The sequence below is a fragment of the Ferrimonas sp. genome (assembly GCF_048263965.1).
Classification (GTDB): Bacteria; Pseudomonadota; Gammaproteobacteria; order Enterobacterales; family Shewanellaceae; genus Ferrimonas.
The window spans coordinates 39,857-63,350 of the sequence record NZ_JBLXDO010000013.1; the positions used below are offsets into that span (position 1 = coordinate 39,857).

24 protein-coding genes are annotated in these 23,494 nt (G+C 60.6%); 2 read left to right on the forward strand and 22 right to left on the reverse strand.

Annotation, left to right across the window (positions count from 1 at the left end):
* Positions 1-73: 73 nt before the first annotated feature.
* Together arrA and arrB are read left to right on the forward strand one after the other, a co-directional pair.
* Entirely contained in the window at positions 74-2,638 is a 2,565-nt protein-coding gene (gene arrA / locus ACN0RV_RS12510) for an arsenate respiratory reductase molybdopterin-containing subunit ArrA (protein WP_417347919.1), read from the forward strand.
* Between the two features lie 11 nt (positions 2,639-2,649).
* Positions 2,650-3,351, forward strand: coding sequence for an arsenate respiratory reductase iron-sulfur subunit ArrB (gene arrB / locus ACN0RV_RS12515; RefSeq protein WP_417347921.1), 702 nt, complete (start codon positions 2,650-2,652; stop codon positions 3,349-3,351).
* A 75-nt stretch (positions 3,352-3,426) separates the two neighbouring features.
* On the opposite strand, the gene ACN0RV_RS12520 is transcribed toward arrB, so the two are convergent.
* The 22 genes from ACN0RV_RS12520 to caiB form a co-directional block, all read right to left on the reverse strand.
* Entirely contained in the window at positions 3,427-3,837 is a 411-nt protein-coding gene (locus ACN0RV_RS12520) for an arsenate reductase ArsC (RefSeq protein ID WP_417347923.1), read from the reverse strand.
* A 108-nt stretch (positions 3,838-3,945) separates the two neighbouring features.
* A complete protein-coding gene (gene arsJ, locus ACN0RV_RS12525; protein WP_417347925.1) occupies positions 3,946-5,196 on the reverse strand; it encodes an organoarsenical effux MFS transporter ArsJ in 1,251 nt (416 codons plus the stop codon).
* 54 nt (positions 5,197-5,250) lie between these two features.
* Entirely contained in the window at positions 5,251-6,258 is a 1,008-nt protein-coding gene (locus ACN0RV_RS12530) for an ArsJ-associated glyceraldehyde-3-phosphate dehydrogenase (protein ID WP_417347927.1), read from the reverse strand.
* Positions 6,259-6,281: 23 nt separating this feature from the next.
* The gene (arsB, locus tag ACN0RV_RS12535) at positions 6,282-7,340 is read right to left on the reverse strand and encodes an ACR3 family arsenite efflux transporter (protein WP_417347928.1); all 1,059 of its coding nucleotides are present in this window, start codon (positions 7,338-7,340) and stop codon (positions 6,282-6,284) included.
* Positions 7,341-7,349: 9 nt separating this feature from the next.
* Positions 7,350-7,697, reverse strand: coding sequence for a metalloregulator ArsR/SmtB family transcription factor (locus ACN0RV_RS12540; RefSeq protein ID WP_417347930.1), 348 nt, complete (start codon positions 7,695-7,697; stop codon positions 7,350-7,352).
* A gap of 122 nt (positions 7,698-7,819) precedes the next feature.
* Positions 7,820-8,302 carry a phosphatidylglycerophosphatase A gene (locus tag ACN0RV_RS12545; protein ID WP_417347932.1) on the reverse strand — a complete coding sequence of 161 codons (483 nt, stop codon included), beginning with the start codon at positions 8,300-8,302 and terminating at the stop codon, positions 7,820-7,822.
* A 10-nt stretch (positions 8,303-8,312) separates the two neighbouring features.
* Positions 8,313-9,278, reverse strand: coding sequence for a thiamine-phosphate kinase (thiL, locus tag ACN0RV_RS12550; RefSeq protein ID WP_417348030.1), 966 nt, complete (start codon positions 9,276-9,278; stop codon positions 8,313-8,315).
* A 63-nt stretch (positions 9,279-9,341) separates the two neighbouring features.
* The gene (nusB, locus tag ACN0RV_RS12555) at positions 9,342-9,752 is read right to left on the reverse strand and encodes a transcription antitermination factor NusB (protein ID WP_028109890.1); all 411 of its coding nucleotides are present in this window, start codon (positions 9,750-9,752) and stop codon (positions 9,342-9,344) included.
* A gap of 27 nt (positions 9,753-9,779) precedes the next feature.
* On the reverse strand, positions 9,780-10,244 hold the full coding sequence (gene ribE, locus ACN0RV_RS12560; RefSeq protein ID WP_028109889.1) for a 6,7-dimethyl-8-ribityllumazine synthase: 465 nt from the start codon (positions 10,242-10,244) through the stop codon (positions 9,780-9,782).
* 110 nt (positions 10,245-10,354) lie between these two features.
* On the reverse strand, positions 10,355-11,461 hold the full coding sequence (gene ribBA / locus ACN0RV_RS12565) for a bifunctional 3,4-dihydroxy-2-butanone-4-phosphate synthase/GTP cyclohydrolase II (RefSeq protein ID WP_417347934.1): 1,107 nt from the start codon (positions 11,459-11,461) through the stop codon (positions 10,355-10,357).
* Between the two features lie 13 nt (positions 11,462-11,474).
* Positions 11,475-12,131 carry a riboflavin synthase gene (locus tag ACN0RV_RS12570; protein ID WP_417347936.1) on the reverse strand — a complete coding sequence of 219 codons (657 nt, stop codon included), beginning with the start codon at positions 12,129-12,131 and terminating at the stop codon, positions 11,475-11,477.
* On the reverse strand, positions 12,132-13,244 hold the full coding sequence (gene ribD, locus ACN0RV_RS12575; RefSeq protein WP_417347937.1) for a bifunctional diaminohydroxyphosphoribosylaminopyrimidine deaminase/5-amino-6-(5-phosphoribosylamino)uracil reductase RibD: 1,113 nt from the start codon (positions 13,242-13,244) through the stop codon (positions 12,132-12,134).
* The gene (nrdR, locus tag ACN0RV_RS12580) at positions 13,244-13,693 is read right to left on the reverse strand and encodes a transcriptional regulator NrdR (RefSeq protein WP_136852605.1); all 450 of its coding nucleotides are present in this window, start codon (positions 13,691-13,693) and stop codon (positions 13,244-13,246) included. The genes ribD and nrdR overlap by 1 nt, the downstream gene beginning before the upstream one ends.
* Positions 13,694-13,955: 262 nt before the next feature.
* Positions 13,956-15,212, reverse strand: coding sequence for a serine hydroxymethyltransferase (gene glyA / locus ACN0RV_RS12585; RefSeq protein WP_417347940.1), 1,257 nt, complete (start codon positions 15,210-15,212; stop codon positions 13,956-13,958).
* Positions 15,213-15,391: 179 nt separating this feature from the next.
* Positions 15,392-15,775: an aspartate 1-decarboxylase gene (gene panD, locus ACN0RV_RS12590; RefSeq protein ID WP_417347941.1), complete on the reverse strand. Its 384-nt coding sequence runs from the start codon at positions 15,773-15,775 to the stop codon at positions 15,392-15,394.
* Between the two features lie 12 nt (positions 15,776-15,787).
* On the reverse strand, positions 15,788-17,419 hold the full coding sequence (locus ACN0RV_RS12595) for a methyl-accepting chemotaxis protein (RefSeq protein ID WP_417347943.1): 1,632 nt from the start codon (positions 17,417-17,419) through the stop codon (positions 15,788-15,790).
* Between the two features lie 34 nt (positions 17,420-17,453).
* Positions 17,454-17,783 (reverse strand): SMR family transporter, encoded by a 330-nt coding sequence (locus tag ACN0RV_RS12600; protein ID WP_417347945.1) that lies wholly within the window; start codon positions 17,781-17,783, stop codon positions 17,454-17,456.
* 11 nt (positions 17,784-17,794) lie between these two features.
* A complete protein-coding gene (locus ACN0RV_RS12605) occupies positions 17,795-18,736 on the reverse strand; it encodes an alpha/beta hydrolase (protein WP_417347947.1) in 942 nt (313 codons plus the stop codon).
* A 153-nt stretch (positions 18,737-18,889) separates the two neighbouring features.
* Entirely contained in the window at positions 18,890-19,480 is a 591-nt protein-coding gene (gene caiE, locus ACN0RV_RS12610; RefSeq protein WP_417347949.1) for a carnitine operon protein CaiE, read from the reverse strand.
* Positions 19,481-19,765: 285 nt separating this feature from the next.
* A complete protein-coding gene (gene caiD, locus ACN0RV_RS12615) occupies positions 19,766-20,551 on the reverse strand; it encodes a crotonobetainyl-CoA hydratase (RefSeq protein ID WP_417347951.1) in 786 nt (261 codons plus the stop codon).
* Positions 20,552-20,603: 52 nt separating this feature from the next.
* The gene (gene caiC, locus ACN0RV_RS12620) at positions 20,604-22,160 is read right to left on the reverse strand and encodes a crotonobetaine/carnitine-CoA ligase (protein ID WP_417347953.1); all 1,557 of its coding nucleotides are present in this window, start codon (positions 22,158-22,160) and stop codon (positions 20,604-20,606) included.
* A gap of 99 nt (positions 22,161-22,259) precedes the next feature.
* Positions 22,260-23,483, reverse strand: coding sequence for an L-carnitine CoA-transferase (gene caiB, locus ACN0RV_RS12625; RefSeq protein WP_417347954.1), 1,224 nt, complete (start codon positions 23,481-23,483; stop codon positions 22,260-22,262).
* Between the last annotated feature and the right edge of the window lie 11 nt (positions 23,484-23,494).

A 23,494-nucleotide genomic window follows, 5' to 3' on the forward strand; every position in this document is an offset into this window, starting at 1 on the left:
CCACCTCACAAACCGGTAACAGATTCCGGTTTTATATACGCGAAACCACATATACACACATAGGCATATAGCTATGACCACAAAAAGAGAGTTCAGCACGTCCCGCCGGGCGTTATTGAAAGCTTCACTGGCCGGCACCGCCGCCACCGGGATCACCGGTGGCTTTGCCTTCGCGCCGGTAATGGATGCCATCGCCGCCGAGCTGCCCAAGATAGACCTGCGCACCAACACAGGCACCTGGGTCCCCACCACCTGTCAGGGCTGCACCTCCTGGTGTGCCAAGCAGGTGTACATCATGGACGGTCGCGCCACCAAAGTGCGTGGCAACCCCTACTCCAAGATCCACGACACGGCTGGCTGTCCCCGTCAACACCTGGGCTTGCAGATGGTGTACGACCAGGACCGCCTCAAGACTCCAATGATGCGCACCAACCCCAAGAAGGGACGCAACGAGGACCCCAAGTTTGTCCCCATCAGTTGGGACAAGGCCCTGGACATGATCGCCGACCGCATCCTGGATCTGCGTAAGCGCGGCGAGAGCCACAAGTACGCCCTGCTCCGCGGTCGTTACTCTCTGGTCAATGATCTACTGTATGACAAGATGACTAAGATCATCGGTTCTCCCAACAACATCTCCCACAGTGCCATCTGTGCCGAGTCCCACAAGACCGGCCCCTTCTTCCAGGACGGTAACTGGGGTTACAATCAGTACGATGTGAAGAACACCAAGTACATCCTCTCCTTCGGCGCCGACCCCATCGCTTCCAACCGTCAAGTAAGCTTCTACTCCAGTGAGTGGGGCAATACCCTGGACCGCGCCAAGGTGGTGGTGGTTGACCCTCGCCTGTCCGCGTCCGCTGCCAAGGCCCACAAGTGGATCCCCATCGAGACCGGCCAGGACTCGGCCCTGGCCCTGGCCATCGCCCACGAAGCCCTGGTGGCCGGCGTCTGGTACAAGCCCTTTGTGGGAGACTTCAAAGACGGCAAAAACCACTTCGTTGCCGGAAACAAGGTGGATGAGTCCCTGTTCGAAGACAAGTACAGCCATGGTCTGGTGAAATGGTGGAACCTGGCACTGAACGAGTACAGCGCCGAGTGGGGCGAAAGCGTGACCGGCGTGAAAGCCAACGACATCCGCACCATGGCCAGGGAGATGGGTGCCGCCGCACCCGCAGTACAGGTGTGGACCTCCCGTGGCCCGGTGATGCAGACCCGGGGCACCTACACCTCCCTGGCCTGTCACGCCCTCAACGGCCTGTTCGGTGCCATCGACAACGAAGGCGGACTGTTCCCCTATAACAAGTCGCCTCTGAACAAGACCTTCCCCGATGCCGCAGAATACCTGGATGAAATCGCCAAGAAGGGCAAGAAGCACGAAAAGATCGATCAGCGCGGACGCCTGGAATTCCCGGCCCTGAAGAAGGGCAAATCTGGCAAGGGGGTAGTGACCAACAACGCCGCCGACGGCATCCTCAATGCTGACCCTTACGAAACCGAAGTGATGTTGGCCTACTTCAACAACTTCGCCTTCGCTGCGCCGGAAACCGATCGTTGGGAGAAAGCCCTGAGCCGGCTGCCCTTTATGGCTCATGTGACCACCAACATCTCCGAGTTCAGCTGGTTTGCCGACCTGCTGCTGCCCTCCAGTCATCACATGTTCGAGAAGTGGGGCGTTCTCGCCAATGCCGGTAACGGCGTCAGCAACGTTTCCCTGCAGATGCCCAGCATCAAGCGGATGTACGACACCCGCCAGGATGAGACCGAAGTGCCCTACCTGCTGGCCAAGAAATTGGCGGACAAGGGCTTCGACAACCCCTGGCGCTACATCAACGAACAGATCGTCGACCCGGAAACCGGCAAGCCCGCCAAGGACTCCGAGGAGTTCGCCGAGATTGCCGTCAAGTACGTCACCGCCCCTCTGTGGCATAAAGATGCCTCCAAGTACGGTGAGAAGATCTCCGGCTGGAAGGAGTTTGTGAAGCGTGGCGTATGGAACTCCCACCCCTATGAGTACCGCAAGCGCTGGGGCAAGTTTAAGACCGACACCCACAAGTTCGAGTTCTACAGCGTCACCCTGGAGCACGCCCTGGGCAAACACGCCAAGCGTCACCATGTGTCCATCGACGAGGTGATCAAGGCCTGTGAGTACACCGGCTTCGGCGAATTGGCCTTTGTGCCTCATTACCAGGAGCCGGTCCGTGACGGCGATCCCAAGACGTTCCCGCTGCTGCTGGTGGACCACAAGTCCCGCCTCAGCCACGAGGGTCGCTCCCAGAACGCCCCCTGGTTCTACGAGTTTGGTGACCTGACCCCTGGCGATGAAGCCCATAAGGACGTGGCAAAGATCAACCCTGTGGACGCCAATGCCATGGGCATCAAGGATGGTGACGAGATTCGCATCATCAGTACCGTGGGCGAGCTGACCTGCACCGCCAAACTGTGGGAAGGGGTTCGTCCGGGCTGTGTTGCCAAGGCGTTCGGTCAGGGGCACTGGGCCTACGGCCGTCATGCCGCCAAAGAGTTCGGCAAGACCCCACGCGGTGGCAGCAACAACGCCATCATCCCGGCCCGCTACGACAGATTCAGCGGCGCCTCGGCCTACTATGGCCACATCCGTATCCGTATCGAGAAAGCGTGAGGTAACAACAGATGAAATTTGGAATGGTTATCGACCTGCAGAAATGCGTAGGTTGCGGCGGCTGTGACCTCGCCTGTAAGACGGAAAACAACACCCCTGACGGCATCCAGTGGTCCCATCACATCACCAAGACCGAGGGGAAGTTCCCCGACGTTAACTACAGCTACATCCCGACTCTGTGTAACCACTGTGAGGATGCGGCCTGTGTGAAAGTATGCCCCACAGGAGCCATGCACAAGGCGGACAACGGCCTGACCCTACAGGACAACGACGAATGCATCGGCTGCCGCCGCTGTGAGCGTGCCTGTCCCTATGGCGTCATCAGCTTCAACAAGGGGTCACCGCACCGCAACTGGCAGGATGACCACGAACTGGTGGCCGGCGGCACCGTCTCTCCCAAAGAGGTACTGATGGTGTCGGGTGCCAAGCACTCCCCCCACGAAAACCCGGAGCGCGGCGATACCTACCCGGTAACCCGTCCCGTCAAAACAGTGGAGAAGTGCACCCTGTGTGATCACCGGTTGGCCCAAGGACTCAATCCCGCCTGTGTGGACACCTGTCCCGCCGGCGCGAGAGTGGTGGGCGATCTCAGCGATCCCTACAGCGAGGTGTCCCGCCTGTTGAAGATGCATCAATCTATGCAACTGAAGCCGGAAGCGGGTACCAAGCCGAGGGTGTACTACATCCGCAGCTTCGGCGTCCGCCAAGCCTAAGTCAGTAACAGGACGGCGGGTTACCCCGCCGTTTTTTTTGGGGGGGGAAAATTGAATGGCGGATGACCCCGCCACTCAATAGACCCTACCCCATACCCTCACCAGAGTACGAATCCGCTCCGACAGCTCGTCAAAGCAGCGTTCAAACCCCGTCATCCCCTCCTCCTGTGCCGGGTCCGGGCAATCCCACTCCAATAGCTCCTCCACCTGGGGAAAGCGGCTATGGTGAACCGCCGACTTATTGCACAGGCTGATCACCGCATCGAAGCTCTGGCCATCAAACTCGTCGATGGATTTGGATCTCAACCCATCCACGGGCAGGTCATGCCTCTTGAGTTCGGTGAGAGTGCGCGGGTCGATGGGCTCGGGCTCACCGCCGGCGCTGAATGCTTCGAATCGCCCATCGGCGTAATGTTGGAGCAGGGCCTGGGCCATCTGGGAGCGGGTGGCATTGTTGCGGCAGAGGAAGAGGATACGGCGGGTCATGGGCGTTCTCGTCAGCCGGGGGACACCCGCCAAGTATAGGAAATGGGGGCAGACACCTGCCCCGGAAAGGTTATCTGTTGCTCCGCAGACGGACTGCGACAACAAGATTCAGCTCTGTTCTCCCTGGGAGAGGGAATCCCGGCTCTCCCTGGGCAACTTCAGCGAGATCAGGGTGGTCAGGGCCAAAAAGGCGGTGGAGACCCAGAGGCAGGCCGCCAGCCCGGCCAGCTGGAACACCAGTCCGGAGAGGATGGTGCCCACCAGCCGCCCCATGGCGTTGGCCATGTAGTAGAAGCCCACATCCATGGAGACCCCATCCTCACCGGCGTAGTGGACGATCAGGAAGGAGTGCAGGCTGGAGTTCACCGCGAACACCGCACCGAACAGCATCAGTCCCACCACTATGGTGAATTGGGGCAGAAACTGCAGCTGTACCCCCAGGGCCACTATCAGGGTCACGAAGGTAAGCAGCGCCGCCCACTTCAGGGCCCCCCCGCGGTCAGGCACCGCCCCGTGGCGACGATCGCTGCCGGTGATCCTGGGGGCAATCCCCTGAACCAAGCCGTAGCCGATCACCCACAGGGCCAGGAAGCCGCCTACGGCGGTGTGACTCCAGCCGAAGGTGGTGCCCAGGTAGACCGGCAGGGCAATCACAAACCACAGGTCCCGGGCCCCAAAGAGGAACAGCCGCGCCGCCGACAGGGTGTTGATGCTGTGGCTTTTGGAGAACAGTTGGGAGAACTTGGGCTTGCTCTTGGCCCGCCCCATGTCCTGCCCCAACCAGTTGAGGCTGGCCAGCAACACCAGCAGCAGCACACTGGCCATGGCCGCCATGGCGCCCTGGAAGCCCAGCAGCACCAACAGCAAGCCTCCGAGGAAGAACCCTGCCCCCTTGAGGGCGTTCTTGGAGCCGGTCAGCACCGCCACCCAGTGATAGAGGGCACCGGACTCCCCCTTGGGCACCAGAGTCTTAATGGCACTCTTGGCGCTCATCTTATTGAGGTCCTTGGCGATGCCCGACAGCGCCTGAGCCGCCATCACATAGGGCACCGACAGCCAGGTCGAAGGCACTGCCAGCATCAACAGCGCCACCACCTGCATCCCCAGTCCCAGGTTCATGGTGCGGTTGAGGCCGATGCGGGCCCCCAGATAGCCGCCCACCAGGTTGGTGACCACCCCGAAGATCTCATAGAAGAGAAACAGCGACGCGATGGCCAGGGGGCTGTAACCCAGCTGATGGAAATGGAGCACCACCAGCATCCTCAGGGCCCCGTCGGTCAGGGTGAAATTCCAGTAGTTGAAGGTCACCAGCAGGTACTGGCGTAGGCCTGGGCTCAGGCCGCGTATCTTGGCAATCATAGAGTCAATAGATAAACCAGCATAGAAAAGGCCGACCCAGAGGTCGGCCTGAAATCAAAGGCCCTGGGCCACCAGGTAGCGGGCCAACTCCATGGTGCGGTTCACATAGCCCCACTCGTTGTCATACCAGAGGTAGAGCTTGAGCTGGGTGTCGTTCACCACCATGGTAGAAGGCGCATCCACCACACTGGAATGAGGGTTGGTGCGATAATCGATGGAGACCAGTGGACGCTCCTCGTAGCCCAGTACCCCTTTCAGCTCGCCTTCCGCAGCCTCCTTGAGCAGGGCATTGACCTCCTCCACTGTGGTGGCCCGCTCCAGCTCGAACACGCAATCGGTAATGGAGGCGTTGCACAGTGGCACTCGCACCGCATGACCGTTGAGCCGGCCCTTGAGCTCGGGGAAGATATGGGTGATGGCGGTGGCCGATCCTGTGGTGGTGGGGATCAGGCTCTCACCACAGGCGCGGGCACGGCGCAGATCCTTGTGAGGGGCATCCAGAATGGTCTGGGTGTTGGTGATGGAGTGGATGGTGGTCATGGAGCCGTGCTTAATGCCCAGCTTCTCCTGGATCACCTTCACCGCTGGCGCCAGACAGTTGGTGGTGCAAGAGGCGGCGGTGACAATGCGGTGCACCTCTCGGTCGTACCAGTGATGGTTTACGCCATAGACTGCGTCCAGCACCCCTTCCTGCTTCACAGGCGCAGTCACCACGACGCGCTTAACCCCCTGGTCCAGGAAGGGCTGCAATGTTTCTTTGCTCTTGAACTTGCCGGATGCCTCAATGACGATGTCGCACACGGACCAGTCACCCTCCGCCGGAGTCTTGTGGCTGGTCACCTCGATGCGTTTACCGTCGATGATCATGGCATCGCCTTCGCTGCGGATGTCCGCATCCCAGCGGCCATGAACACTGTCAAAGGCCAGCAGGTGGCTCAGGCTGTCGGCGTTGCCCGCCGGGTCATTCACCTGAACAAATTCAAAGTCCGGCCACTGCCAGGCGGCGCGCAGGGCCAGGCGCCCCATGCGCCCGAATCCGTTGATGCCTACTTTTACCGTCATCTTTCTCTCTCTCAGTCGGTTGGTTACGCGGAGTGTGGCGCCGCGTCGGTATGGGGTTTGTCGTCGGCCTGGGGAAACCAGTGGCGGGTGCGGTTGGCCAGGGCCACCAGGGAGAGCATCACCGGCACCTCCACCAGAACGCCCACCACGGTCGCCAGCGCCGCACCGGAGTGCAGGCCAAACAGGGCAATGGCCACCGCCACCGCCAGCTCGAAGAAGTTGGAGGTGCCGATCATCGCCGCCGGAGCCGCCACATTATGGGGCAACTTGAGCAGCTTGGCACCACCGTAGGCGATGACAAAGATGCCGTAGGTCTGAATAAGCAGGGGGATGGCAATCAGGCCGATCACCATGGGGCTGGCCAGCAGAGTGGGCGCCTGGATGCCAAACAGGATCACCACGGTGGCCAGCAGGCCGGTCATGGACGCCGGCTTAAGGCTGTCACAGAAGCGGGCCAGGGCGGCTTCTCCGCGTCGCAGCAGCAACAGGCGAACCAGGATACCCACGGCCAGGGGCAGCACCACATAGAGCAGGGTGGACAACGCCAAGGTTTCCCAAGGCACGGAGATCTCAGACACCCCCAGCAACAGGGCGGCGATGGGGGCAAAGGCCACCACCATGATGAGGTCGTTCACCGACACCTGAACCAGGGTATAGGCGGGATTGCCCCGGGTCAGCTGCGACCAGACAAACACCATGGCGGTACAGGGCGCCACGCCCAGCAGGATCATCCCGGCGATGTACTGCTCCGCGTCGGCGGCGGGCACCAGATCCGCAAACAGACCGCGGAAGAACAGCCAGGCGATGGCGGCCATGGTAAAGGGCTTGATCAGCCAGTTGATCACCAGAGTCAGCCACAGCCCTTTGGGCTGGCGGCTCACCTGACGCACAGAGCGGAACTCCACCTGCACCATCATCGGGAAGATCATCACCCAGATAAGTGCGGCTATGACCAAGTTGATCTGCGCCACCTGCCAGTTGGCCAGGGCAGCGAACGCGTCAGGCCAGAGCTGGCCCAGCAGGACGCCCGCACCGATGGCCAGGGCCACCCACAGGCTGAGATAACGTTCAAACAGTCCCATGGTTTCCCCTCAGTCGCAGCACAGCGCTTTGCGGTCAGGGCGATCGCCCATGGCCGCCAGTCGCTTGACGTCGGCGTCGATGACGTCCGGCCTTTGCTGATTAAGGCCATCCAGGGTATCCAGAGTCCAGTCCGGCAGTTCGGCCAAACGGTAGAACACCCACTGACCTTTACGCACATCCCTCAGCAGGCCTTCGCTGCGCAGGCGGGCCAGGTGGCGGGATATCTTGGGTTGGCTCTCATCCAGGGCGCCGGAAAGCTCACAGACGCACAGCTCCCCCTCGCGACTGATGAGCAGCATGATCTTCAGCCGGGTGGCGTCGGCCAACCCCTTGAGCAGGGATACGGGATCTCTCATGGTGACTCACATATGGAAAAACGAATATGCACTAATTATATTCGCCAATCCGCATATGTAAAGCCAGAAAGATGACATTTTGATGACAAAAGGCCCGCTGAGTGCGGGCCTTTGGGGGAGCATCACAGATTGGGGAACAGGCGGGCCAGGGCTTGCAGCCACACCAGGGCAAAGATGCCGGCGAGGATGTCGTCCATCATGATCCCCAGGCCCCCCTCCATCTGCTTATCGAAGAAGCGGATGGGCCAGGGTTTCCAGATGTCAAACAGCCGGAACAGGGCAAAGCCGATCACCAGCCAGATCCAACCCGCCGGGACGGCGATCAGGGTGATCAGCATCCCCACCACTTCGTCCCAGACAATGGCGGGATGGTCATGCATCCCCATGTCCTCGGCGGTCTTGCCGCACAGGTAGATTCCCACCGCGGATAACAGGATCAGCGTCATCAGGTAGGGAAACAGGGACCAGCCCTGCATCACCCAGTAGAAAGGGAAGGCGGCCAGGGTACCAAAGGTGCCCGGCGCCTTGGGAGCCAGCCCCAACCCGCCCCCCAAGGCCAGAAAGTGCACCGGGTTACTCAGGCGCACACCTGCAAATCGAGTCATCTCTCGTCCCTCAGAAATGGCGGAAGCTCTGGGGCGCCTCAGCCAGAGGCTCACCATCGCAATAATAATGGATGCCGCTGCCGGCGCGAACCTGGCCGATGCAGGCATGGCTGACCCCAGCTTCACCCAGGGCGGTCATCAAGGCGCCCTTCTGGGCCTCGGGCACGGTGAACAGCAACTCATAGTCTTCGCCGCCACGGATCGCCAGTTGACGGGCGTCCTCCTCTCCCAGGGTTTCCAGCAGTGCCTTGGACAGGGGCAGCTTGTCGATATCCACATGGGCGGACACCTCTGACGCCTTGACGATGTGCTCCAGATCCCCGGCCAGACCATCGGAGAGATCCAGGCAGGCGCTGGCGATGCCACGCAGAGAGCGTCCCGCCAGGATTCGCGGCGTCGGCCTCAGGTGACGGGTCACCAGAAACTCCTGGTGATCATCACTGGCCTGAAGCTCGCCCTTGAGCAGCTTCAGGCCGGCTGCGCTGTCGCCGAGGTGACCGGTAACATAGATCCAGTCGCCGGGTTTGGCACCACTTCGGGTCAGGGACTGATCCGCGGGCACGTGTCCCAAAGCGGTCAGGGTAATGGTCAGCGGCCCGCGGGTGGTGTCCCCCCCCACCAGGGCGATACCATAGTACTCGCAGATCTGGTTGAGGCCGGCGGCAAAGCGTGCCAGCCAGGCTTCATCGCTGCTCGGCAGGGTCAATGCCAGGGTCAGCCAGGCGGGATCCGCGCCCATGGCGGCCAGATCCGACAGGTTCACCGCCACCGACTTATACGCCAGCACCTGAGGGTCGATGGAGGGCAGGAAGTGGATCCCCTCGACCAGGGTGTCCGTGGTGGCCACCAACTGATTGTTGTCCGGCATCCGCAGGACGGCGGCATCGTCGCCGATCCCCATCAATACGTCCTTGCGCTGGTTGCCTCGCTGACACCCCTGACGGAAGAACCGCTCGATCAATTCAAATTCGCTAATAGGCATACATAAAAAGGGCCACATAGTTATGTGGCCGCTCCATTAATCGATCAACGCTAAAGCTTAACGCTTCTGGGCGTTGGCCAGCTTGTCCAACACCCCGTTGACGAACTTGTGGCTGTCGTCGGAGGCGAAGACCTTGGCCAGTTCAATGGCTTCATTGATAGCCACCTTGAAGGGCACGTCGTCGCGATAGAGCAACTCGTACGCGCCCAGACGCAAAACCGCCAGTTCGATGGGGTCCACTTCCTCGATGAGACGAGCCAGGTAAGGCTTGCACTTTTCATCCAACTGCTTGGCGTGGGTCGATACCCCAACCAGCAGTTCACGGAAGTAAGCCACATCCACGCCGTCGGTTTCCTGCTCTGTGAGGAAATGGTGCTCTACATTAGCCACATCATTTCTACTCAATTGCCATGAATAGATGGCTTGCACCGCCAGTCGGCGGGCTTTGCGACGCTCTGAAGGCTTCACTTGGTTCTCCTGAATTATAGACGTCTCTTAAATCTGCTTAAGGACGTTGACCATCTCCAGGGCGCTCATTGCGGCCTCGTGGCCCTTGTTGCCAGCCTTGGTGCCGGCACGCTCAATGGCCTGCTCGATGGTATCGGTAGTTAGGACGCCGAAGGAGACGGGAGTATCAAACTCCAGCATCACCTGTGCCAGTCCCTTGTTGCACTCTCCGGCAACGAAATCGAAGTGGGGAGTGCCACCACGGATCACCGCACCCAGTGCGATGATGGCGTCAAACTCACCCTTGGCGGCCAGTTTGCGAGCTGCCAGAGGCAGTTCGAAGGCACCAGGTACGCGAACGATGGAGATATCATCGTCATTGACGTTACCCAGACGCTTCAGGGTATCGATAGCGCCCTCTACCAGGCTCTCTACGACAAAGCTGTTAAAACGGCCGACCACCAGGGCGATCTTAGCGCCTTTGGCTTCAATGTTTCCTTCGATGACAATCATGATTTATATCCAAAAAACAGATTGGTATACGCCCCTGCATGAGGCCGGGGCGAAAAGTGGCGTAATGATAGCACAGCCAGCATTAAAAACTTAACGCTGGCCGGCCAGTTTTATTCACCGATGTACTCGGTCACTTCCAGTCCGAAACCGGACAGGGCGTGGTAACGTTTCTGCCCGGACAGCAGGCGCATCCGGGTCACACCCAGCTCCGCCAGGATCTGGGAGCCCACACCCACGGTGCGGGAGGTGCCAAAAGGCTTGTGCTTGGGACTGGCCGCCCCCTTGTCCTCTTCGGCGTAAGCTTTGATCTGCTCCAGCAGCTCCTCGCTGGTCTGGTGGCGACCCAGCAGCACCAGCACACCGTTCTCCTCCTGAGCAATGCGGCCAAGCGCACTGTCCAGGCCCCAGGGGCTGGCGCCACCGCGCTCGGAGAACAACAGGTCATTGAAGCCGTCGTGCAGATGAACCCGAACCAGAGGGTTGTCGGTCAGGTCGCCCTTTACCAGAGCGAAGTGGGCTTCACCGTCAATGGTGTCGCGGAAGCTGACCAGCTCAAACTCACCATGGCGGGTGGGCCAGCGGCAGCTGGCTTCACGGACAATGGTGGTTTCGTTGAGGTTGCGGTACTCAATCAGGTCGGCGATGGTGCCCACCTTGAGTCCATGCTCTGCGGCAAACTCCTCCAGCTGAGGGCGGCGCGCCATGGTGCCATCCTCATTGAGGATCTCCACAATCACCGCAGCGGACTCATATCCGCCCAGACGGGCCAGGTCCACCGAGGCTTCGGTGTGACCGGCTCGGGTCAGTACCCCACCCTCGCGGGCACGCAGGGGGAAGATGTGACCTGGCTGTACCAGGTCGGTAGGCTTGGCGTCCTTGGCCACCGCGGTCAAAATGGTGACCGCGCGGTCGGCGGCGGAGATGCCCGTAGTGACCCCCTGAGCCGCCTCGATGGAGACGGTAAAGGCGGTGCCGTACTGCTCGGTGTGACGGGAAACCATCTGGTGCAGGCCCAGGCGATCACAGCGCTCACCGCTCATGGGCATGCAGATCAGTCCACGGCCATACTTGGCCATAAAGTTGATCGCTTCCGGGGTCACCGCTTCCGCGGCCATGATCAGATCGCCCTCGTTCTCGCGATCCTCGTCGTCCATCAGGATCACCATCTTACCCAGACGGATATCCTCGATGATCTCTTCAATGCTGTTCAGTGCCATCTTGATGACCTTGTTATTTTAAGAATCCAGTTTTTGCCAACATCTCCATGGTGATGCCGCCAGTCTCAGGCTCATCATCCAGAGGTTGCATCAGTCGCTCCAGGTAACGGGCGATCAGATCCACCTCCAGGTTCACCGTAGAACCGGGCTTGAGCTCACCTATGGTGGTCTCCTGGACGGTATGGGGTACCAGGGTAAGTCGGAAACGGTGACCGTCCACCTCGTTGGCGGTCAGGCTGATGCCATCAATGGTCACCGACCCCTTCTCGGGAATGTAGCGGCCCAGGCCCGACGGGGCCCGCAGCCAATACTCTATGGCGCGTCCGCGGGGGCTGACGCTTTCTACTGTGGCCAGACCATCGATGTGGCCGCTGACCAGGTGACCACCCAGACGGGTGTCCGGGGTCACCGCCCGCTCCAGATTGACCTTCTGGCCAACCTGATAGTGAGCAAAGTTGGTTCGTGCCAGGGTTTCACCGGACACATCGGCCACATAGCCGTCCGCCAGCTTCTCCACTACGGTGAGACAGACGCCGTTGGTGGCGATGCTGTCTCCCAGTTGCACGTCTTCCAGAGGCAGCTTGCCGCTGGCCACGGTAACCTTGAGGTCGTCACCACGGCGCTCCAGCTGGCGCAAGGTGCCTACCGCTTCGATAATGCCTGTAAACATCTATGACTCCGCGCGCACCAGGGTCAGCCGCAGATCGGCGCCAACCCGGCGTACGTCTTTAAATTGAAACTCTGGCACCTGGGCCATCTCAGCCAGCTCGGGCAGGTTCACTACCCCGCGACCATCGCTGCCCATCATCTTAGGTGCCTGATACAGAATTAGTTCATCCCAGAGCCCGGAACTGAGAAAGGCTCCGGCCAGTGAGGCGCCGGCCTCCACCATCACGGTGTTGATCTGACGCCCGGCCAGCTCAGCGATCAGGGCATGAAGATCCAGCTTCTCCCCCTTCGAGGGGCCCTGCCAGCACTCCACCGGTGATGGCCAGTCACAAGCGTAGGCCTGGGTGGACGCCAACAACATGGGACCGTCAATCTCGGTCATCTTCAGCGGTGGCGCCAAGCGGGCCCGGCCGTCCACCACCACCCGCAAGGGCTGAGACCAGTACTGAGGCAGTGCCAGCGACGAGGGCAACTGCTCGGGGCGCACATTCATGGACGGGTCATCCGCCAGCACCGAGTCGGCACCGGTAATGATAGCGCCGTGGGCCAGCCGCATCGCCTGAACATCGGCCCTGGCCTGAGGGCCGGTGATCCACTTGGATTGACCGTTGGCCAGGGCGGTGCGGCCATCAACGGAGGCCGCCAGCTTGATGCGGATGTAGGGACGTCCGGTGGACATCCGCATAATAAAGCCTGGGTTGATCGCCCTGGCGTCCCCCTCCAGCAACCCGGAGGCCACCTCGATGCCGGCCTCGCGCAGCATGGCCAGGCCCCGGCCCGCCACCTGGGGGTTGGGATCCACCATGGCGGCCACCACTCGGCCGACTCCGGATTTGATCAGGGCTTCGGCACAGGGAGGCGTGCGGCCGTAATGGGAGCAGGGCTCCAGGGTCACATAGGCGGTCGCCCCCCGGGCCTGCTCGGCGGCGGCGCGCAGGGCAAACACTTCGGCATGGGGCTCACCCGCCTTGGGGTGGAACCCCTCCCCCACCACCTGGCCATCTTTGACGATGACGCAGCCCACCGCAGGGTTGGGGCGGGTAGAGAAACGTCCGCGCCGGGCCAGTTCAATGGCCCGGCGCATAAATTGAAAGTCGTCTTCTGACCAGTTCATTACTTTTCCAGCTTGGCGATCGCTTCGCCGAATTGAGACAGGTCCTCGAAGGCCCGGTACACGGAAGCGAAACGGATGTAAGCCACCTTATCCAGGGCCATCAGCTGCTCCATCACCAGGTTGCCCACCATGTCTGACCCCACCTCCCGTTCGCCTGTGGCGCGCAGGGCAGACTTGATCTTGCTCAGGGACTGTTCGATCGCTTCCTGAGACACCGGCCGCTTCTCTACGGCGCGCTGAATGCCGCGGCGCAGTTTATCCTCGTCAAACGGCTCTCGGGTGCCGTTCTGCTTGATCACCCTGGGCATCACCAGTTCGGCGGTTTCAAAGGTGGTGAAACGCTCATGACAGGTGAGACATTCGCGGCGACGTCGCACCTGGTGCCCTTCGGCCACCAGACGGGAATCGATCACCTTGGTGTCGTTGGTTGAACAAAATGGACAGTGCATGTTGCCTCCGGCGGGGTCCCTTTTACCAGGACAGCTTAACTGACTGCATAGAATAGCGGATTTACGCCCTCAGGTTAACGGTTTGCGGGGGATTGGGGCTCGCCCTTTGATCTGGCTCTCCGTCTGGAAGGAGCTCCATAACCCTTTACTAACATTAGAGCGTCCCAAAAAGAGAATTCGGGTCATTATGGGCAGGAAAACAGCAGGGCCCATCGAACGATGGGCCCTGTACAGAAGGGGTAGTCACCCTGGTTTATTCAGCTTAACGGTAAACCGGACGGCGAGCACATAACTCCTTCACCTGGGACTTCACCCGCTCGACCACGGCTTCGTTGCCGAAATCATCCAGGATGTCACAGATCCAGCCGGTCATCTCGCGGCACTCCGCCTCGTTGATGCCACGGCGGGTCAGGGCAGGGGTGCCGATACGCAGGCCTGAGGTCACGAAGGGGCTGCGGGGATCGTTAGGCACAGAGTTCTTGTTGACCGTGATGTTGGCGCGGCCCAGGGCAGCGTCCGCATCTTTACCGGTAATGTCCTTGTCGATGAGGTCCAACAGGAACAGGTGGTTCTGGGTACCACCGGACACCACCTTGTAGCCTCGGGTCATAAACACCTCGGCCATCGCCTGGGCGTTGGTCACCACCTGCTGCTGGTAGGTCTTGAACTCAGGCTGCAGCGCTTCCTTGAAGGCCACCGCCTTGGCAGCGATCACGTGACACAGAGGGCCGCCCTGACCGCCGGGGAATACCGCGGAGTTCAGCTTCTTGTAGATGGTCTCGTCGCCACAGGCGGAGAGGATCAGGCCACCACGAGGACCCGCCAGGGTCTTGTGGGTGGTGGTGGTCACCACGTGAGCATGAGGCACAGGGTTGGGGTAGACACCGGCGGCAATCAGACCAGCCACGTGGGCCATGTCCACAAACAGGTAGGCACCCACCTGGTCGGCGATCTCACGGAACTTGGCCCAGTCGATAACACCGGAGTAGGCGGAGAAGCCGGCGATGATCATCTTGGGCTGGTGCTCCTTGGCCAGGGCCAGCACTTCGTCGTAATCGATCTCGCCGGTCTCGGGAGAGATACCGTACTGCACGGCGTTGTACATTTTGCCGGAGAAGGAGACGCTGGCGCCGTGGGTCAGGTGGCCACCGTGGGCCAGGCTCATGCCCAGCACGGTATCACCGGGCTGCAGCAGGGCCATGTAGACCGCGGCATTGGCCTGGGAACCGGAGTGGGGCTGCACGTTGGCGTAGTCGGAGCCAAACAGCTCGTTAGCACGGTTGATGGCCAGCTCTTCAGACTTGTCTACGTACTCACAACCACCGTAGTAGCGCTTGTGAGGGTAACCTTCGGCATACTTGTTGGTCAGCTGAGAGCCCTGGGCCTCCAGCACTCGGGGGCTGGTGTAGTTTTCGGAGGCGATCAGTTCGATATGCTCTTCCTGACGGACACGCTCCGCTTCCATCGCTTCCCAGAGTTCGGGGTCAAAATCGGCGATGTTCATAGTTTTTTCCAGCATCCATGTCTCCTGCGTAGGGGGTTATTTTTTAGGCGGCCACTAGTTTACTCCTGTGTGACCCCGATCCCAAGTCCAAACAGCCCGGATGCTGTTTCCTCATAAATGAACGCGATAGATGGCGCATCCCTGCGCATCGAAATCCGCCTTGCCAATCCCCCAGGAATCGGCGAGGCACCCTCTTAACCGGCCGCCTGCACCGGCACGCCCTGGCCAACCCCCTTCACGCGGTTGCCTTCGGCCAGATACACCAGGCAGGGCTTGTGGGCCTGGGCCTGATGCTGGGCCATCTGCACATAGGCGCAGATGATCAGCCGATCACCGGGGGAGGCTTTGTGGGCGGCGGCCCCATTGACGGAGATCACCTTGCTGCCCGCCTCGGCGGCAATGGCATAGGTGGCGAAGCGCTCGCCGTTGTCGACGTTGTAGAGTTCGATCTTCTCGTACTCCAGGATCCCGGCCAGGGCCAGAAACTCACGGTCGATGGCGCAGGAGCCTTCATACTCCAGTTCGGCGTGGGTCACTCGGGCCTGATGCAGCTTGCCCTTCAACATGGTTGTGATCATAAGTGGTCTCTTCTATTGGATGCGAAATTGACTGACGGCGCCGTGCAACTGGGAGGCGAGTTGCCCCAGCTCAACGCTGGCCCTGGCGGTCTGAGCCGAGCCGGCGGCCACCTCCCGGGAGGCCTGACTGACCCCTTCCAGGTTCTGGCCAAGCTCGGTGGCCACAGACTGCTGCTGGGCACAGGCACCGGCAATCTGGGTGTTCATGGCGGCGATGGCATCGATGCTGCTCACCACCTGGTTCATGGAGTGGCTGGCCCTGTCTGCCTGGGCCACACACCCCTTGATCAGCTCACAGCTGGCCTGGGTTGCCTCGCCGGCCTGTTTTGAGCTGGCCTGAAGCTGCTCGATGATGGCATTGATGCGACTGGTGGACTCCTGGGTTCGGCCAGCCAGGGTGCGCACCTCGTCGGCTACCACCGCAAAGCCCCGGCCCTGCTCTCCCGCCCGGGCCGCTTCGATGGCGGCATTGAGGGCCAGCAGATTGATCTGATCGGCAATCTCGCGGATCACATCCACCACCACGGTGATGTTATTGGTCTCCCGCTCCAGCTCTGCCGCCAGCTCTCCTGCCTGCTGGATCACCCTTTCAGCCTCACCAATGCCCTGGATGCTGCTTTGCACCTCACTCATGCCGGTTGCGGCGTCGTCATTGGCCTGATCCGCCGAGCCCGAGGCGGACTGGGTATTACCAGCCACCTCATCCACCGTGGTCTGCATCTGGGTCATGGCCGCGGCGATGGAGCCAATGCGGGCCTGCTGCTGCACCATCCCCTGAGACACCTGTTCCGATACGGAGCCAACCTCATCGATGGCGCCGCCAAGCTGATCGGCGGCCCCGGCAATTTCAGCCACCAGAGAGGCCAGCCGCTCGCCCATCCGCCTGCTGTCGGCGGCCAGTTGCCCCAGTTCATCCTGGGAAAAACGGGACTGATCCAGCTGACAGGTAAGGTCCCCCTGGGCCACAGCGGCAATGAAGGCCCGAACCCTGGCCAGAGGCAGGCAAATCTGGCGAACCAACACCAGGGCGGTCACCAGCATGAAGGCGCAGAGCAGCAGGGTGCCGCCGCCCAACACCCAGTAGCTGCGCTGAGACGCCTCCTGACTGGCGAGGGTGTCCGCCTCCACCACCTTCTGATTAAATTCCACCAGTGCCTCGGTGGCTTCCATCAGTTTCAGATAGGCGGGGTAGCTGGCCATGATGGCGCCGTTGGCGTCCTGGTATCGGTCTTCACTGACCAGGTCCAGGAAGGGGGCATTGGCGATCAGGTAGTTTTTCCAGGCTTGCTGAAGCTGCGCCAGAGTCTGGCGCTCCAGCTCAGACTCTACCCCGGCGGCATACTCTGTGAGGTGACCCTCCATGGTCAGCGGCATCTTGCGGCCATCGGCGACCCACAGGCCCATGTCCGGATCCCCGGCGTTGGACACCAGGGAGAAATCATACTTTCGATAGTCGATGATGAAGGCGCGCATATCCTCCACCAACATCAGCCTGGGCAGGGTCTGCTGGCTGAACTGGACCATGGTCCTGTCCATCTCCATGGTCTGACGGGTCACCAGACCGATCAACAGGGCAAAGGCCAGGGCGATGCCCAGGTACCCCAGGGCGATCTTGTTTCTCACACTCAGGTTACTGACTCGCACCTGATACTCCTTGCTTGATGATTGTTTTGGGGCCCTAGCGGACCGATACCGTTGAGAACAGGTGGATGACCAGAGTGCCGGCCAGGATCAGGCCACATCCCAGCAGCGCGGGCCCGTCCAGCTTCTGCCCCTGAACCAGCCAGGCGATGACGGCAACCAGCACCATGCCTATGCCACACCACAGGGCATAGGCGAGGCCGACGGGCATCTGGGTCACCACCCTGGCCAACAGGGCGAAAGCCAGCAGGTAGCCTCCAAGGCAAAAGAAAGTAGGCAGTGCCCGGGTGAAGCCCCGGGTCTGATCCAGCAAACTGGTAGCCATCACCTCCGCCACTATGGCCAGCAGCAGCCACAGATAGGTCATAGGTTGCCGCTCTAGCCCAGAAGCGGACGAATGTCCCGGGCGACCACCTCGAGGAAGTGATCCGCCTGGTCGCAACTGCCCAGCATCTTGATGAAGCCGTGAATGACCCCGTCAAACACCCGGTATTGCACCGGCACCCCGGCGCGGGCCAGCTTGTCGGAGTAGAGGGCACCGTCATCACACAGGGGGTCGTACTGGGCACAGTAGATCAGGGTCGGCGGCAACTGGCTGTGGTCACTGGCCCCAAGAGGGGCGCAGTAGGGGTGGAGGGCATCTGTGGCAGAACGCATGTAGTGGCCCCAGTAGTACTCCATGCTGGCACGCTCAAGCAGATAGCCTGTGCCATGGTCGACCATGGAGCGGGTCTCCAGGCCATACTGAACGGCGGGATACACCAGCACCTGACAGGCCAGACTGGGGCCCTGTTCATCCCGGCAGCGCAGGGCCACGGCGGCGGCCAAATTGCCACCGGCGCTGTCGCCAAACAGGCCAATGCGCTGCGGATCCAGCCCCAGTTTGGCTGCGTGGTCAAACACCCACTGGGTGGATGCGAAGCAGTCCTCCATGGGGATGGGGAACTTGTGCTCCGGGGCCTTCTGATAGTTGACCGCCACCACCACGGCGCCGGTGCGATTGGCCAACGCCCGGGCAAAGGGGTCGTTGGTGCCAACGTTGGAGACCATCCAGCCGCTGCCGTGAAAGAAGATCAGCGCCGGCATCCCCTGATCAGGGGCAGTGACGCCAGCAGGCCGGTAGAGGCGCACCGGCAGATCCGCCGTGGGACCGGGAATGAACAGGTGTTCCACGGCCGCCACGGGCTCCGGGGCCCGGGCTGGCTCGCCGCCTGAGAGCTCCAGGGCCCGGGCTTCCTGAGGAGTCATCGCCTCGTAGGGCTTGGCTCCGGATTGGCGTACCTCTTCCAGGTAGGCCGCCACTTGAGGGTCCAGTGACATCAACGTCTCCTTGGTTGTCAGTGGGGCGGCTTGCCGCCCCGGGTGTAGGGTGTCGCCCACCAGGATTGCCCGCAGGGGATCCGAGGATGAGAGAGGTGGATTCACTCCGGCAGATGACAGTGTTTGCTCCTCCGGCAGGCGACAAAATCTGTGTCAGGCTGAGGCCTTCACTTCGGTGACCCCTTTGAGTCGGGGCCGGTTCGCCTCTGCTCGGGTCAGGGGCTCAACCGGCTCCATGGAGAGGGCACTGCGTTTGGCCAGAGCCTGGTACTCCAGGGTATTGAGGCGCTTCCACTCCAGGTCCTGTTCGCTGAGGCTGCGCTTCACCTGAGCCGGGCTGCCCGCCAGCAGCTGCCTGGGCTCTCCCTGGAAACCCACCTTGACGAAACTCATGGCCGCCACCAGGCTTTCGGGGCCGATCACCGCCCCATCCATCACCACGGCGTTCATCCCCACCAGGGCATCACGACCGATGACGCAGCCGTGGAGTACCGCCCCATGGCCAATGTGGCCATTGGCCTCCACCTTGGTGTCCTGATCGCAATAGCCGTGCATGATGCAGCCATCCTGCAGATTGGAACCGGACTCCAGGATCAGCCTGCCGAAATCTCCGCGCAGCACCGCATTGGGTCCCACATAGACGCCGGGACCTATGATGACGTCGCCAATAAGCACCGCCGTTGGGTGCACATAGGCACTGGGATCCACCACGGGAATCAGGCCTTCAAACTGGTAACAGGGCATCACCACTCCAGATAAAAAATGTGATATCAACTCACGAGATAAAAATAAAAAAAGGGCGAGACTCTACTTATGGCACACCCGCCAGAATTCCTCGTGTAGAGCTCGCCAAGCGATAACGCTAACGCTCGATAGGTACAGGTTGAAAAAACACTTATCCCTCCGGATTGTCAGAAACAAACCAGATAAATAGTTTTGAACTCTAATAACCCAAAGGGTTAAGTGAATACGGAGTTTATTTTTACCTTCTCATTCCATCAGGCAAAATAAACGGTCAGACGATGATGATTACTTTCCTTTCCAGACGGGATCGCGCTTCTCTGCAAAAGCGGCGGGCCCCTCCAGGGCATCCTCGGAGTGCAGCACTGCCGGGTAGTGCTTCAGCGCGCCGCTGCGGGTAAAGCGGTAACCCTCTTCCACGGTCATCTCGGCGGTGGTGCGACACACCTCCTTCAGTGCGGCCACGGCCAGAGGTGCACTCTGAGCGATCTGCGCCGCCAGTTCACGGGCGCTGTCCATCAGTTGCTCCACGGGCACCACACGGTTGACCACACCCCAGCGCAGCGCCTCTTCGGCGTCCATGCGGCGACCGGTCATCATCATCTCGGTGACGATGGCCTGAGGCATCACCTTGGGCAGACGCAGCATGCCGCCGCTGTCGGGTACAATGCCCAGCTTGGCTTCGGGCAGAGCGAAGCTGGCGTTGTCGGCACAGACGATCATGTCCGCCGCCAGGGCCAGTTCGAAGCCACCGCCGAAGGCGTAGCCGTTCACCGCCGCGATCACCGGCTTATCCAGGTCGAACAACTCAGTCAGACCGGCGAAACCGCCAGGACCAAAGTCGGCGTCCGGGGCTTCACCCTCGGCGGCGGCCTTGAGATCCCAACCGGCAGAGAAGAAGCGCTCGCCAGCACCGGTAATGATGGCCACCCTCAGTTCCGGATCATCCCGGAACATCATGAACACTTCGCCCATGGCGTAGCTGGTCTTGGCGTCAATGGCATTGGCCTTGGGACGGTCCAGAACAATCTCCAGGACGTGGCCATTTCGGGTAACGTGCAATGATTCGCTCATACTCTTTCTCCAATAAGAGCCATTTAATGACTCCATCCATTAAAAATTCGTATTAATTAACTTCACACAGCAAATGTTTCTGAACCTTTCCCGTGCAAGTCTTGGGCAGGGCGCCCCTCAACTCGACAAAGGAGGGAACTTTAAATTTCGCCATGTTCTTAACGCAGTATTCCAAAATCTCTTCTTCGCCAATGTCGGCTCCGTCATTGACCACAACGAAGGCCTTGATGGCTTCATCACGAATAGAGTCTTTCACCCCGATAACCGCCGCCTCCACCACTTCGGGAATTTCGGAGATGATGTTCTCAATCTCCAGGCAGGAGACGTTCTCACCGCAGCGCTTGATCATGTTGCTGGCCCGGTCGACGAAGAAGAAGAACCCCTCCTCGTCCCGATAGGCGGAGTCACCGGTTTTCAACCAGCCGTCGCTGGTGAATGCTCGAGCGGTGATCTCCGGCGCCTGGTAATACTCCTTAAACAGGGTTTTACCCGGCTCTCCCCGCACCTGAATCTCGCCAATCTCCCCCGGGGCCAAGGTTTCCCCTTCGGGGCCGGCGATTCTGGCCTCATAACAGAGACCGGTGCGGCCAATGGAGGGCCAGCGGCGCTTATCCCCGGGACGATCGCCAATGATGCCGACGATGGTCTCGGTCATTCCCCAAGAGGTGAAGATGCGCACCCCGAAGCGGTCAATAAAGGCGTCCTTCTCCTGATCGGACATACTCAGGTAGAACAGCACCTCACGCAGCCGGTGATTGCGCTCCCAGGGCTGACGGGGCTGCATCATCATGGTCCGCATCATCAAGGGTATGCACTCGGTCACCGTGGCCTGGTATTTCACCACCTGCCCCCAGAATGCCCGGGCACTGAACTTCTCCAGCAGCACAAAGGTGGCGCCTGAGGAGAAGGCCGCCATGGCGGCGGTGCACTGGCAGTCGATGTGATAAGCCGGGGTCGCCGTCAAATAGACATCGTCACTGCGCAGGGCGATCTGCCACGAGGTGTAGTAACCGGCAAACCTCAGGTTGTAGTGGGTGATCACCACCCCCTTAGGCCTGGAAGTGGTTCCCGAGGTAAACATGATCTCTGCCACATCGTCAGCGTTGACGCTCTCCTGACTCTTCAGTTCGGTACACTGCTGAGCCAGCAGACGATCAAAGTTGGCGGTCCCCTTGAGGGAACCACAGCCACCGGTGATCAGCAGCTCGGTCAACACAGGTTGGCTCTGCTGAATCTCCAGATAGATGGGCAGGAACTCGGGCCGGGTTACCACCGCCTTCACCTGACACTGATCAACTATGTAGGCGCACTCCTCCTGAAGCAGGTGGGTGTTGATGGGCACCATCACCGCACCGATCTTGGCCAGACCAAACCAGCACAGGATAAACTCCACACTGTTGTTCAGGTGCAGAGCCACCCGGTCACCCTTGCTGATGCCTCGGGTGGTGAACAGATTGGCGGCCCGGTTGATCTCGTCATTGAGCCCTGCGTAGCTGTACTGCCTGGTGTGGCCCGCCACGTCCTCAAAGATCAGCGCCGTTTTGTCGCCATGCAATTGCGCCAGGTCATCCCAGGCTTCTCGCAAACTCTGTCCGTTAATAATGTCCATCTGCTACCTTACACATCAAACCAAGTTCAGGATGGGAAAACCCTAATTTCCGGAGTGAAGGTTGTCACGCCCGTCACTCCGGACTCGTGATCTCCAAGACTATTTGTCGGAGACCTTGGCCAGTCCCTTCTCCGCCAGTTGCTCAATCGCCTCATCGCTGTAGCCGATCTCGCTCAAAATGGCGGCGGTGTCCATGCCGTGACCCGGCATGCCGCGCCAGATCTGGCAGGGGTTGTTCTTGAACTTGGGCATCACGTTGGGGCCCTTGCAGGTGTCACCCTTCATGGTCTGCCACTCGGTGATCGACTCGCGAGCCACGTACTGGGGGTTATCCTCCAGATCTTCGGCGCTCAGCACCTTGGCACAGGCGATCTTCAGTTCGGCAAAACGCTCACGTACCTCGGCCACCGAGCGGGTATTGATGTAGCGGTCCAAGGCATCCTCAATCTCCTGCCCGTGAGGACATTCGATGCGGTGAATCAGCTGGGTGCCTTCCGGAACCGCCTCGGTGCCCAGCAGGTGGGCCAGGCCGATATCCTTGAACAGCTCCTCAATTTGATTGGCACCCACCATCTCCATGACGATGTAGCCGTCTTCACACTTATACAGGCCACAACCGGCGTAGTAGGGATCCCGTCCCTTGTACTGACGGGGCGCCATCTTGCCGCCGTTGAAGTAGTCCATCATGAAGTACTGGCCCATGCGCAGCATCACCTCATACATGGCCACGTCGATGCTCTCACCCTTGCCGGTCTCCTTGGCCTTGTGGAACGCCGCCAGGGCGGCACTGGTCACGGTCAGGCCGGAGAAATAGTCGGCGGCATAGGGGAAGGCGGAGGCAGGCTGGTCGATGTCACCGTTCTGCATCAGGTAGCCGCTGAAGCCCTGGGCGATGGTGTTATAGGCCGCCAGGTTGGTGTACTCGTCGGTGCCATACTGGCCGAAACCGGACAGGTGACCGATCACCAGCTTGGGGTTGCGCTCCCACAGCAGTTCATCGGTGATGCCACGACGGGCAAAGGCAGGCCCTTTGCTGGCCTCGATGAAGATGTCGGTGGTCTCCATCAGCTTGAGGAAAGCCTCGCGCCCCTCATCCTTGAAGATGTTCAGGGAGAGCGCATGCAGGTTACGGCGAGACAGCTCTGGGTAGTTGGGCTGCACCCGGATGGTGTCGGTGTAGGCCACGTTCTCGATCCAGATCACCTCGGCGCCCCACTCGGCCATCATCTGGGCAGAGAAGGGACCAGCAATCTCGATGCCGGAGAATACAACCCGAACGCCGGCCAGGGGACCAAACTCGGGAGTGAAAAGCTTTTGGGACATGATGGTCGTCC